This is a genomic window from Lacticaseibacillus sp. 866-1, assembly GCF_016861825.1.
Taxonomy (GTDB): domain Bacteria; phylum Bacillota; class Bacilli; order Lactobacillales; family Lactobacillaceae; genus Lacticaseibacillus.
In genome coordinates, this window is the sequence record NZ_BOLU01000011.1 from 12179 (window position 1) to 25062 (window position 12884).

13 protein-coding genes are annotated in these 12884 nt (G+C 56.9%); 11 read left to right on the forward strand and 2 right to left on the reverse strand.

Translation table 11 applies throughout. The features are described from left to right. The first annotated feature begins 303 nt into the window (after positions 1–303). Positions 304–693 (forward strand): hypothetical protein, encoded by a 390-nt coding sequence (locus tag JUE30_RS04725; RefSeq protein WP_239061360.1) that lies wholly within the window; start codon positions 304–306, stop codon positions 691–693. Continuing rightward, positions 662–2599: an acyltransferase family protein gene (locus tag JUE30_RS04730; protein ID WP_239061361.1), complete on the forward strand. Its 1938-nt coding sequence runs from the start codon at positions 662–664 to the stop codon at positions 2597–2599. The genes JUE30_RS04725 and JUE30_RS04730 overlap by 32 nt, the downstream gene beginning before the upstream one ends. Before the next feature lie 137 nt (positions 2600–2736). Here JUE30_RS04730 and JUE30_RS04735 read toward each other — a convergent pair whose 3' ends face one another. Next, positions 2737–3546, reverse strand: coding sequence for a Cof-type HAD-IIB family hydrolase (locus JUE30_RS04735; protein ID WP_203623847.1), 810 nt, complete (start codon positions 3544–3546; stop codon positions 2737–2739). A gap of 222 nt (positions 3547–3768) precedes the next feature. On the opposite strand from JUE30_RS04735, the gene JUE30_RS04740 reads away from it, so the two are divergent. The 9 genes from JUE30_RS04740 (at position 3769) to phnE (JUE30_RS04780) (ending at position 11639) form a co-directional block, all read left to right on the forward strand. Beyond that, entirely contained in the window at positions 3769–4518 is a 750-nt protein-coding gene (locus JUE30_RS04740; protein WP_125757449.1) for a 1-acyl-sn-glycerol-3-phosphate acyltransferase, read from the forward strand. After that, on the forward strand, positions 4515–5348 hold the full coding sequence (locus JUE30_RS04745) for a glycosyltransferase (RefSeq protein ID WP_203623848.1): 834 nt from the start codon (positions 4515–4517) through the stop codon (positions 5346–5348). The genes JUE30_RS04740 and JUE30_RS04745 overlap by 4 nt, the downstream gene beginning before the upstream one ends. Positions 5349–5352: 4 nt before the next feature. Continuing rightward, positions 5353–6297, forward strand: a complete 945-nt coding sequence (locus tag JUE30_RS04750; RefSeq protein ID WP_125757453.1) for a glycosyltransferase family 8 protein — start codon at positions 5353–5355, stop codon at positions 6295–6297. After that, positions 6294–7154, forward strand: a complete 861-nt coding sequence (locus JUE30_RS04755) for a 1-acyl-sn-glycerol-3-phosphate acyltransferase (RefSeq protein ID WP_125757455.1) — start codon at positions 6294–6296, stop codon at positions 7152–7154. Before JUE30_RS04750 ends, JUE30_RS04755 begins: the two co-directional genes overlap by 4 nt. Before the next feature lie 2 nt (positions 7155–7156). Next, positions 7157–7795, forward strand: a complete 639-nt coding sequence (locus JUE30_RS04760) for a TetR/AcrR family transcriptional regulator (protein WP_203623849.1) — start codon at positions 7157–7159, stop codon at positions 7793–7795. Positions 7796–8265: 470 nt separating this feature from the next. Next, a complete protein-coding gene (locus JUE30_RS04765) occupies positions 8266–9207 on the forward strand; it encodes a phosphate/phosphite/phosphonate ABC transporter substrate-binding protein (RefSeq protein WP_125757459.1) in 942 nt (313 codons plus the stop codon). A gap of 74 nt (positions 9208–9281) precedes the next feature. Then, the gene (gene phnC, locus JUE30_RS04770; protein WP_125757461.1) at positions 9282–10052 is read left to right on the forward strand and encodes a phosphonate ABC transporter ATP-binding protein; all 771 of its coding nucleotides are present in this window, start codon (positions 9282–9284) and stop codon (positions 10050–10052) included. Between the two features lies 1 nt (position 10053). Then, on the forward strand, positions 10054–10839 hold the full coding sequence (gene phnE, locus JUE30_RS04775) for a phosphonate ABC transporter, permease protein PhnE (RefSeq protein WP_203623850.1): 786 nt from the start codon (positions 10054–10056) through the stop codon (positions 10837–10839). Further along, on the forward strand, positions 10836–11639 hold the full coding sequence (phnE, locus tag JUE30_RS04780; protein WP_125757465.1) for a phosphonate ABC transporter, permease protein PhnE: 804 nt from the start codon (positions 10836–10838) through the stop codon (positions 11637–11639). Before phnE (JUE30_RS04775) ends, phnE (JUE30_RS04780) begins: the two co-directional genes overlap by 4 nt. Before the next feature lie 54 nt (positions 11640–11693). On the opposite strand, the gene recA is transcribed toward phnE (JUE30_RS04780), so the two are convergent. After that, positions 11694–12767 carry a recombinase RecA gene (gene recA, locus JUE30_RS04785; RefSeq protein ID WP_125757484.1) on the reverse strand — a complete coding sequence of 358 codons (1074 nt, stop codon included), beginning with the start codon at positions 12765–12767 and terminating at the stop codon, positions 11694–11696. Positions 12768–12884: the final 117 nt, after the last annotated feature.

Below are 12884 nucleotides of genomic sequence, written 5' to 3' on the forward strand. Positions count from 1 at the left end.
GATCACACTCACCGCTGAAACTGCGACGCCCCACCAGGCTAATCGCGGCTACGCACGAAACACCCCCCAACAGCTGAACCCAAGCCCCAAGGCGTAACACGTCCAGCCAATGATTGGCACACCCAACAGCAACACCCCAAAAATGGCCAATATCAGGCCGAGACTGCCGATTCGGACGGTCATTTGAATTGCCCCCTTCTAGGAGTAGATTCTGTCAATCAATGAGAAATCCCTTCGAGAGCCTTGTTTCATTCGGATTTTACAGTATGATTATTAAGTATGTTTTCAGAAAGAAGGGGCATTGTGGTTACTCATCGGTTCAGATTTGGCATGGAAATCCTGGTCGCCGCGCTGATCGTCTTGGCGGCGGTGTTGGCCCTGCGGCCGGCGCAGCCAACGGCGACGCATTACACGCTTGACGGTGGCCAAATCGTCTATGATGGGCAGATGCTCAAAGGCAAATTCAGTGGCCGCGGCACGCTGAAGCAGCGAAACGGCGACCGGTATGTCGGCGAATTTCAGGCCGGTCGGTTCAATGGCGCCGGCACCTTTTCGTCACATGCGGGCTGGCAGTATCAGGGCCACTTTAAAAACGGCGCCGTAACCGGCCAAGGCACACTGACCAACAAGCAAGGCAAAAAAATGCGGGGGTACTTCAAAAATGGCCAATACCATGCAGCATCAACACATTAAGTGGTTCGGGCCGATCCGGATACTGGGCCTGTTGATGATCCTCGGTTATCACTTTTTCAAGGTGGCCTATCCTGGCGGCTTCATCGGGGTCGACCTATTTTTTGTCTTTTCGGGCTTTCTGATCACCAGTTTGATGATCGATGAGTTCTCGAAGACGCAGCGCTTTGACTTGCTGGGCTTTTTGCGGCGGCGGTTCTATCGCATCGTTCCCGCCGTCATCATGATGATCCTGATTGTCGTGCCATTCACCCTGTTGGTTTCGCCTGACGTCATCACCGGACTGGGCAAGCAGGTCGAAGCCGCGCTTGGGTTCGTCACGAATTGGTACGAACTGGCGACCGGCGGCTCATACGAGACCAATTTCATCCCGCACCTGTTTGTGCACACCTGGTTTCTCGGGGTCGAGATGCAGTTCTACCTGGTGTGGGGGCTCGTGGTCTGGGGGGTCAGCCAACTGCTGAAAAATCCTGAGGTGCCCATGCACGAGCGGCGGGCGCGGTTTCGGGGCATCCTGTTCGGCCTGGCGCTGCTGCTTTCAGCCGGCTCTTTGGCGCTGATGTGGCGGCAGAGCCAAGGCCTGAAGGACTTCACACCGGTTTACTTTTCAAGTCTCACGCATGCCTTTCCGCTGTTCTTCGGCGCCTTGCTGGCCACTTTGACCGGCGTGGCGGTCGTGCCAAAGTGGTTCCGCCGCGCGGCCAGCCGCACCCAGGCCTGGCTGCCGATCCTGGTCCTGATTCTAGCGGCGGGGACAACGGTCTGGCTGGGCACCTGGGTCCGCTTCGATGCGGCGTTCACCTATCCCGCAGGGCTGGTGGCTGCAACTGGGCTGGCAATGGTCATGATCATTGCGGCCCGCCTGCTTCACGAAGCCACACCGAATACTGAGGAGCCCAAATTCGCTGTCGCCTTAGCCGGGCTCTCTTACGGCATCTACCTGTATCACTGGCCATTTTTTGTCATCTTCAGCCGGCTGCTTGATCCGGCCCTGGCCATCGCCGCCACGCTGGTATTAAGCGTCGCCTTTGCCGCCTTGTCCGTTTACCTCGTGGAACCGCTGATCGCCGGCAAGCTGAAAATCAGCCATCCCAAACTACTGGGGACTGGTGTGGCGCTGATCGCAGCCGTCCTGGCCGCCGTCTCGGTGCGCCAGGTCCAGGCGGCGCCCGCGCTCTCACAACTTGAAACCACGCTTTGGACAGAAGGCGTTCAGCAGGATCTGGCACAATATGACCGCATTGCGCCGGAAATCGTGGCGGCTCATTCGCCAAAGCAAACTGCGGCAGCTAATCGCATCGCCCAGGCGAAACAGGCGGCCGCCCAAGCCGCCAAAACTGACCCGCATGGCTACCAAGCGCAAAACCGCCAAAGCACGGCGGCCGAGCACAACATCCCCGCCGGCGTGTCGGTCATTGGCGATTCCGTCACGCTCGGCACCGCCAGTTACCTTACCGCCCATGTGGCCAACGCGGTCGTAGACGCGGAGGGCGACCGCACCATGAATCAGGCAGTGACGCTCGTTAAGCAGCAGCAAGCCGCTGGCACGTTGCGCGAATTCGTGGTGGTGGCGTGCGGCACGAACTCCCTTGACGATTACGCCGCCGTCTTGCAGCAGCTGCTGGACACCATCGCCCCCGGGCACAAGCTGGTGCTCGTCACGCCGTTTAACGGCAAGGCGCAGCCAGACTGGAACTCAAGCAAGCTGACAGGCTTAGAGCACGCGCTGCCGGCGACGCATCACTGGGTCACCCTGGCTGACTGGGCGGCTGCCGCGGCAGCGCACCCCGAAGTCTTCAAGGGGACTGACGGCGTGCACTTCGGCGGCCATCAAGACGGCAATGTGCTGTTCGCCCAAACCATCAACGATGCGTTGGTCGCAGCGGCCAAAAAACCAGCCAAAAAATGATCGCACCAAAAGAGAGCAAGCCAAAATTGGCTAGTCCTGTTCCATAACACAACGCCCCTGCACCGCGATTTATTTTTCAAAATCGCGGTGCAGGGGCGCTTGTGCGCTTGGGCTAAAACCGCTTGATGGCTCAGCCGCTATTTTGATGGCTTCAGGTAATGAAGCATCCCGTATCCCACCCCGTCTTCGAGGTTGCTTTTGGTGATGTACTTGGCGACTTGCTTGATCGCCGGCGCGGCGTTTGCCATCACGATTGGCGTGCCCACCATGGTGAGCATGGGCAGGTCGTTTTGCCCGTCGCCAAAGGCCGCAGTGTCTCGCGCTTCTATATGTTCCTGGTCCAAGACATGCTGGATCCCGCGTGACTTTTCCGCCTCGGCGGAGGTGATCTCAAGCCACGCCGCATTCGAGGAGCGCGCGTTCACCCCATGAAACTCATGAGCGGCGAAAAAGTCGTGGATCTGCGCCATCACCCCAGCGTCGAAGTCGATCAGCATGATTTTCACGATTTGGCGCGGGCGTTCAAACACTTCTTGGTAAGGCTGAAAAGTCGGCATCAGCCGCGAAACCGCAATTTCGCCGCGCAGGTTATCATCCATCCGTTCAGCGTACCAGTCTGCGCCGTCGTAGTAGCTGACCGAGGTGCTGGGAAAGCGCGCAATGATCTCACCAATGATTTGTTTGGCAGACTCAGTCGGCATCGGCAGCGCTGACAACACCGTGCGCCCAGTTTTGTGCGGCACGAAAATCATGCCGCCATTGTAGGCAATTTGCGGCCCCTGCAGGTCCAGTGCGGTGATTGCCTCCTGCATTTCTTTTGGTGAGCGCGCCGAAACTAGGGTTAGCGGCAGCCCGCTTGCTTTGATTTTCTCGGCATTGCTTGCGCGCACGCGGCCTGTCTCATCAAGCAGCGTCCCATCCATATCCGTGAATACCCATGAGGTCATTTACCTGTGCTCCTTCCTGCTTCTGCCTTCAATTTTAGGCTAATGCTCACCGCCGTGCCAAAAATTCCTCACATTCACGCGACGGGAATTCTTGTGAAAACCGAAAAATGCCGACTAGACGGGCGCGCGTGGCCATTTAGCAGGCGTTTTCACTTGACTACCGGGCGTTTTTCATTATACTGAGCGTATTAAAGTGAGTACTCACTCAAAGGAGGCGGCAGGATGACGCAGCGCATCCAGGAATACACCGATTTTGCGGCAGACCTAGTAGAAAGCGCGGACCAAACTGCGCAACTGCCGCAAGACTATCAGTGGCAACATGAAGGTCGCCGGTATCGACTGAAAAGCGCGGCCGTGTACCACACCATGAAGCCCCTTGGCAGCTTGTACTGGCACCTGTTTCTGCACGCCAAGGTGGTCGGCCGAAACAAGCTTGCGCCGTTCCGAGACCAAGGCTACTTCCTTTACGGGAACCACACGCAGCCGTTCGGCGATCCCTTCATGCCAATGCTGCTGGCAGGACATACGCGCGCTTACACACTCGCTTCGGCGGCCAACCTCGGGGTGCCAGTCTTTGGCCCCATCCTGCAGCTGGGGGGTGGCGTCGTCCTACCCGAAACTACCGGGCAGACCCGGCGCTTTCTCAGCTACCTGCGCACCTTGATCAATCAAGGCTGCCCGGTGGCGATTTACCCGGAGGCCCATGTCTGGCCGTATTATACCGGGATTCGGCCCTTTGTGCGTGGCGCCTTCCACTACCCGGTGGCGTACCAGGTGCCGGTGTTTGCCTTCACTACGACTTATCAAAAGCGCGGCGTGACCGTCTACGTCGACGGCCCGTTTATGCCCGACCGCTCGCAGCCGCCAAAGGCGCAACGCGAAGCGCTGGCGCAGCGCGTCCACGCCGCAATGACCGAGCGCGCCAAAGCCAGCACCTTCCAGCATGTCATCTACCGGAGGCGAACGCCATGAATATTCTCTATTGCGGCGACGCGCATGTGCAAGACGGTGTGCTGCTGTCAGTGCTGAGCCTCACCAAACAAGTCGCGGTGCCGCTGCACATATACGTCTTTACGGCGCGCTTGAGCGTGTCTGGCACCGCGTATCAGCCCTTCCCCGAGGCGGCGATCAACGAGCTGCGAGCCGTGGTCACGGCCCACGACCCGGCCGGGACCGTCACCTTGTTTGATCTGACGGACCTGCTCAACCAGCTGCCGCCAAAGGCCAACTGGCAGACTCGGTTTACGCCCTACTGCATGTTACGCCTTTACGCCGACCTGATCCCGGCAATGCCAGACCAGCTGCTCTATTTGGACGCAGACGTTTTGGCCGTTCAAGACCCAACAGCCTTTTACAACCAGCCGCTGGCTAAGACCGAATTGGTCGGCGTGCTAGACCACTATGGCCAGTGGTATTTTCACCACGGCCGGCACCTGCGCGACTACATTAACTCCGGCGTCTTGCTACTGAACCTCGCGAGAATCAAGCAAACTGGGTTGTTTGCGCGCTGCCGCGACCGAATCAGCGCGAAAAAAATGTTCATGCCAGACCAAAGCGCGCTGAATAAGCTGACGCGAGAGAAAAAAATCGTGCCACGCCGCTTCAATGATCAGCATGGCCCCCACGCCGATACAGTATTTTTGCACTTCTCGACGCGGCTGAAGTTCTGGCCTTGGTTCCACCCGGTAACGGTGAAGCCGTGGCAGATCGACTCCGTGCAAAGGATGCTGGGGCTGTCCGACGCGCAAACACAGGCAGTGTACGCAGATTACCAAAGCGTACGCGCCGCAAGAAAAGGATGATTACATGACCTACGCAATTTTTTACTCTGTTGATGATAACTACGTCGACCCGCTGACTGTCTCCTTGCACTCGCTGGTGAAAAACACGGATCCGGCCAAGCAGTATCACGTCACTGTGCTGACTGAGCACCTGACGCCGGCCCACAAGGCGCAAATTATGGCCGAGCAAACCGCAAACGTCGCAGTCTCCTTCGAATCGATTGCCGACCGGCTGAAGGCGCAGATCACGGATAAAGACAATAAGCTGCGGGCAGACTACTTCACGTTCACGATTTACTTCCGGTTGTTTATTGCCGAACTTTTCCCTACCATCGACCGCGCTGTCTATCTGGACGCCGACACGGTGGTGTTGACTGATATCGCCGACTTGTTTGCCGAAGACCTGCATGGCGACCTCCTAGGCGCCGTGCATGACCCGTTCATGGCAGTCAACCCGGAAACCACCGCATACACTCGCGACGCCATTGGGGTGGCCGTGGACCAGTACTGCAACTCCGGGGTGCTGCTGATGGATCTGGCCGGCATGCGGCGCGTCAAGTTTGCTGCGCATTTTCTCAAGCTGCTGAATCAGTATCACTTCCACAGCTTGGCCCCCGATCAGGACTACATCAACGCCATCACGCGCGACCGTTTGACTCACCTGGACGAAAGCTGGAACGTGCAGGGCGACCAGCCGCAGGTCAAAACGCCGAAGGTCATTCACTACAATCTGTTCGACAAGCCGTGGCACTATGAGCAAGTGCCAAACGGCGACTATTTCTGGCACTACGCCGATGAGCTGCCGCAAGTCGCAGCGAACCTGCGCGCCACCCGCAAGGCCTTCGATTCTGTCCACGTCCAGGGCGACGTCAAGCATAAGGCGGACTTGATGCACCTGGCTGCCACCACCGGCGCTGAACCCATCACCTTTGCCAGCGTTGAAGCCCAGGGAGGAGCGGTGCAAATATGATCGAAAAACAACCGGCCGATCCGCACCTGCCTGTCATCAAAAATATCGAGCGCGCGGTCCAGGACGGCCGCTTTAATGACAAGGTCGAGGTCAACGACCCCACCCTGGCGCCGGACGCCGAAAAGGCCGTGATCAACCACTACCTGGCGAGCCAAAACACGTGGCGCCACCGCGTGAACAATGTGATCGTGCGCACCGGCATGAACTTGTCTGCTCGCTGGCTCGGCCATGGCATTGCGGTCACCGGCCGCGAACACCTGGCAGCAGTCCCTGGCGCAGCCATTGTGACTTCTAACCACTTCAGCCCAGTGGAAAATCTGATTGTCCGCAAGGCGCTGGGGATGCCCCGCCTGTTCATCGTCAGCCAAACCACCAACCTGGAAATGCCGGGCACACTGGGCTACGTATTCAATAATGCCGACATTTTGCCAATCAGTGGCGATTTAAACTACCTAGCCCATGAATTTCCCACTTTGCTCGACACGGTGCTCGACCGGCAGCATAAGGTCTTAATCTACCCCGAGCAAGAGATGTGGTACAACTACCGCAAACCGCGGCCACCCAAGCGTGGCGCCTACTACTACGCCGCCCGCTTCAACGTGCCGGTGATTTCCTGCTTCGTGGCCATCCACACGCTAGCCAAGCAGGTGAGCCCGGCTTTCAACAAGGTGAGCTACAGCATGCAGATCATGCCTTCCATTTTTCCCGACCCGACCAAGTCGGTGCGCGAAAATTCGCTTGCGATGATGAAGCAGGACTACCGGCAAAAGTGTCAGGCATACGAGCGCGCTTACCACCGCAAGCTCACCTACCAGTTTAGCCAAGACGACATTGCCGGCTGGCGGGGAAAGGAGTAATTATGGCAGATCCTCACTTAGCTGATTACGCACCGGCCTTTGGCAACCTGACCGCCAAGCAGCAAAAAATTTTAGAAAGTGCCATCACCGTGTTTGCAGAAAAAGGCTACGCCAACGCGAGCACGCATGAAATCGCCAAGCGCGCCGGCGTCGCCGAAGGGAATATTTTCGCCCGCTTTGGGTCAAAGCACGGTCTGCTCAATGCCATCATTCAACCCGTCGCCGAGCGCATTTTCCCCTTTGCGGTGTCCGATTTGGTCGACCGCGAATTGGCCACTCCGTTTCAGACCCGCCACGAGTTTTGCGAGAGCTTGATCAGCAATCGCCTGCGGATTTTGCGTGACAACGCCCCTTTGGTCAAAGTGTTTGTCACTGAGCTTCTCAACCAGGAAACGGTTCGTCAGCAGCTGCTGCATCAATTCCCAGATAGCTACTGGGCGGCTTTGGACCAGACACTGGACCGGCTGCGGGAAAACGGCGAACTGGTCGCCTGGTCCAATCGCACCGTGCTCAAGTACCTCTGGTCCCTGGTCGGCGGTGTGGCGGCCTCGTTCCTGTACTTCAACCAGCCGCTGGATGACGAGACCATCGCCACCACCGTCACGGCCGCAGACAAGGTCCTCGCCCCAAAACCTGCTTAGAAACTGAGCCATAAAGCGGGTTTAGTCCAAGGCACAAGCGTCCCTGCACCACGATTGGGTTATAAAATCGCGGTGCAGGGGCGTTTTTAAGTGTGAGCTGCTTTTGGCGCGCGAGTAAGCAATTCTGTCTGGCTGGCAATATTTTGGACCTTCATTCGGCCGTTCTGAATCGAACCATTGTTTGCTAAAGACCGGCAGAAGGAGTTGTTTACAAAATAATTGTTCGGATAGTATTAACATTCCTGTTACGGAATGCTTTCTGAAAATATCATGAAAAAATGGCCCAAAATCCGAACTTTTTGATGATAAACCTAGATTACACCATTGAATTTGGGAACCTTCTCGCCTATACTACAAAATGGCTGGTAGGGAGCGGCCATCATCGACAGGAAAAATCATTTGTTCGAATGTCGATAATGTTCGGTTTTTACCAGTGGACAACCGACACTCACATTATGGGGGAGATATTGATGAAGCTCTGGAAAAAATTGGCAACAGTCACGCTGGCTGCGGCTGCCACTTTAGCCCTTGCGGCCTGCGGCAATAGCAAGTCCAGCACCAGCAGTTCCAGCAAGGACGGTTACACACCAAAGTCCTTGAACATCCAGTTCGTACCATCAAGCAACGCCGACACGATTGAGGCCAAGGCCAAGCCGCTGGAAGCCCTGCTCAAAAAGCAGCTCGGGATTCCAGTTAAAGTGACTGTCTCGACTGACTACAATTCGATCGTCGAAGCCATGAAGTCGAAACAGGTCGACGTGGGCTTCTTGCCACCTGACGGCTACGTTCAGGCGCACAAGCAAGGCGCTGCCGACGTTCTGCTCCAAGCCCAGCGTTACGGCATCAAGCAGCCAGGCGGCAAGAACACGACCAAACTGGTCGACTCCTACCGCGCCGAGATCATCGTTAAGAAAGGCAGCAGCATCAAGTCCTATAAGGATCTGAAGGGTAAGAAGATCGCGGTTCAGGACGTCACCAGTTCATCAGGTTACATCTGGCCAGTCGCTGAGCTTTCCCAGAAGGGCATCGATGTCCCAAAGGATGACACCCTGGTGACCGTCAAGGGTCACGACCAAGGCGTCATGTCCGTTCTGAACGGCGACACCGACGCGGCCTTCGTCTTTGAAGACGCCCGCAACGTCGTCAAGAAGGATGTGCCAAACATCATGACCGAAGTGCTGCCAATCTACTTCACCAAGCCAATCCCGAACGATACCATTTCCGTTCGTACCGACATGAGCAAAGCCTTCCGCAACAAGCTCAGCAAGGCCTTCATGACCATTGCCAAGAGCAAGAAGGGGCACGCCATTATCTCCAGCATTTACACGCATGAAGGCTATGTCAAAACCAAGGATTCAAACTTTGACATTGTTCGGAAATACGACAAGATTGCTGAAGGCGAAAACAAGTAAGTCATGCATCGCACGCAGAAGCGCTAGCCCTCTAGCGCTTTTGCTATACGTAGCGGGAAACGTGGAGGAAAGCAATGTCAGAATCAGTAAAACCGGTCATCGAATTTGACCATGTGTCCAAAATCTACTCGAACGGAGTCGTCGGTCTGAAGGACATCAACTTGGCGATCCAACCAGGCGAGTTTGTGGTGGTCGTCGGCCTCTCAGGCGCAGGCAAAAGCACGCTGATGCGCGCAATCAACCGCCTGCACGACGTCACTGAAGGCGATGTCCGCATCAACGGGACCTCCATTACCAAGGCCAAGGGCAAGCAGCTGCTGCACATTCGGCGCCAAATCGGGATGATTTTTCAAAACTTCAACTTGGTCAATCGCGCGACCGTCCTCAAGAACGTTCTGACTGGGCGCGTCGGCTACTACCCGACCTGGAAAATGATCTTCGGGCTCTTCTCTGCGGAAGATAAGCAGCGCGCCTATGACGCGTTGGGCACCGTTGAGTTGCAGGACAAGGTGTACACCCGGGCCGATCAGCTTTCCGGGGGCCAGCAGCAGCGGGTCTCCATCGCCCGTGCCCTGACCCAGGAGCCGCAAATCATCTTGGCTGATGAACCGATTGCCAGCCTCGACCCGCAAACCACCAAGCGCGTCATGGACGACTTGCAGCGGATCAACCGCGAAATGGGCATCACCGTCGTCGCCAACCTCCACTCCGTCGAACTGGCCCAAGCTTACGCCACGCGCATCATCGGCATCCGCGCCGGCGAGAAGGTCTTCGACGGCCCGGTCGCGGAAGCCACGGACGAGGCCATCGCCGAGATTTACAGCGGCGAAGAAAAGGAGGCGTAGCATGACGGCTCCTTCCTCTTTGCCCAAGCGCAAGCTGCAATGGCAGAAATGGGCGCTGACCATTTTCATGGTGGTCGGCCTCGTGTGGTCCGCCTGGATCACCCAGGCGCACATGGGCCTGTTCTTACAAAACATCAGCCAGTTCCTGGTGATTTTTCAGGAGATGGCCCATGTTGACTGGAGCTACGCCTACTACACCGTCGATCCGATGATTCAGACGCTGAAGATGTCCATCATCGGCACCCTCATTGGCTCCGCGCTGGCCTTTCCTTACGCCCTGCTGGTGTCACGGAATATCGTCACTAATAAAGTCGTGGTCGGCGTCTTTCGGTTCATTCTGAACATCGTCCGCACTATTCCCGACCTGATGCTGGCGGCGCTGTTCGTGGCTGTCGTCGGAATCGGCCCGATTGCCGGGATCTTCGCCTTGGCCATCTTCACCTTTGGGATGGTCGGCAAACTCTTCTACGAGGCGATTGAAACCATCGACCCGGGTCCGCTTGAAGCACTGCGGGCCGCCGGCGCCGGCCGCATCGAAATCATCCGGTTTGCGGTGGTGCCGCAGATTGCCAACTACTTCATCAGCTACGTCCTGTACGCGTTTGAAATCAACGTGCGTGCGTCTACCGTGCTCGGGTACATGGGCGCCGGCGGGATCGGGATCTACCTCCAGCAGGCACTCTCCATGTTCCGCTACGACCGCGTGGGCTTGATTGTTCTGGTCATTTTCGCGGTGGTGCTGCTTATCGATTACGTCTCTAGTAAAGCAAGGGAGGCGCTGTTATGAGTCACGCAAGTACGCTGCCAAAAGCCCCCCTCACCCATCGGTACCGCCACATCTTCTTCACGGTGCTGACAGTCGCCATCGTCATCTGGTCATTTACTGGCATGCCGAGCTTTGACATCAAGCAAAACGCCTGGCTGGTCACGAAGTCAATCGTCAATGGCTTGGTCCACCCAGACTTCAGCTACGTCTGGACCGGCGACGGCGAAGATCTGACCTCCAGTCTCTTGCAGACCTTAGGCATCGCCTTTTTAGGGACGTTCATCTCCGCCATCATCTCCCTGCCCTTCGCTTTCTGGGCGGCCAACACGCGCAACAAATTCTGGTTGACGACTCGCTCTGGTAAGTTTGTCCTGACGGCGATTCGGACCTTTCCTGAAATCGTCCTGGCCCTGATGTTCATCAAGGCCGTGGGCCCGGGCTCCTTCGCCGGGGTCCTGGCCGTCGGGTTCCACTCGGTCGGCATGCTGGCCAAGCTGTTCTCCGAAGCGATCGAAAACATGGACGGGGGCGCCGGTGAAGCCGTTACGGCTGCCGGGGGCACGCGGCTAGAAGTCACCCTGATTGCCAGCCTGCCCCAGCTAATGCCGGAATTTGTTTCGAACACCCTTTACCGCTTCGAGCTGGCCATCCGGTCCGCTTCGATCCTGGGCATGGTGGGTGCCGGCGGTGTCGGTACCCCACTGATTTTCGCGATTCAAACCCGCTCCTGGAGCCGAGTCGGAATCATCCTTTACGGGATCATCATTCTGGTCACGTTGACTGACTTCATTTCGGGTTCACTGCGTAAGCGGCTGATCTGAGCGTAAAGGAAAAGGCGCTGCGAGAAATTTCTCGCAGCGCCTGTTTGTTTACGCTTATTTGTCGTCTGAACTGTCGATGTCCAAGGTTGTCGGATCAGCCTCAGCCGGTTCGGCGTCTTTGTCCTTATCATCGTCGTCATTCCCAAACAGGGTCTCTTGCAGCTGTTTGCGCAGGGTTTCGGTCACATCGGGATGGGCAATCAGGTAGTTTGTCGCGTTATCCGCGCCTTGCCCGATCCGCTCGCCGTTGTATGAATACCAAGACCCGGCCTTTTCCACGATGTCGTGATCGACCCCGAGGTTCAGCATGTCGGCTTCCGGTGAAATCCCGTGGCCATAACTCATGGTCGTTTCAACCGTCTTGAACGGCGGTGCCACCTTGTTCTTGGTGACCTTGATCTTGACGATGTTGCCGACAACATCAGTGCCGTTCTTAACCTGTTGCGCCCGGCGGACCTCCAAGCGAATCGTCGCGTAGAACTTCAGCGCACGGCCGCCTGGCGTGGTCTCGGGGTTCCCAAACATGACGCCGATTTTTTCACGCAGCTGATTGATGAAAATGACAATTGTCTGAGTCTTAAAAATCGTCGACGTCAGCTTCCGCAGCGCCTGAGACATCATACGCGCCTGCAGGCCCACGTGAGAATCCCCAATTTCGCCTTCGATTTCGGCCTGCGGCACCAGAGCCGCCACCGAATCGATGACCACAATGTTGACCGCCCCAGATTGAACCAAAGCGTCCGCAATTTCCAGTCCCTGTTCGCCGGTATCCGGCTGAGACAGCAGCAGGTCGTCGATGTTGACGCCAAGGGCTTCGGCGTACTTCGGATCCATCGCGTTTTCAGCGTCGATGTACGCCGCCGTGCCGCCGTTCTTCTGCACGCTGGCGACCGCCTGCAGCGCGATCGTGGTTTTCCCTGAACTTTCAGGGCCGTAAATCTCGATCACCCGGCCCTTAGGAAAGCCGCCGACGCCAAGCGCCAGATCCAGGGATAAGATCCCCGTGGAGATGACCGACACGTTGGTCAAGGACTTGTCGCCCATCTTCATGACCGCGCCGTCGCCAAACTGTTTCTTGATCTTTTTCAGCGCCGCATCCAGCGCCTGTTCGCGGGCGCCACTGTCCATTGACGGTTGCCCATTGGCAGATTTCTTAACCATAGTATACGTCCTCTCTTTTTCGTAGCTTCAGTATACACCAAAACATATGTTCGGTGCCAACCCTTATCGCTATTTTATTTCGCA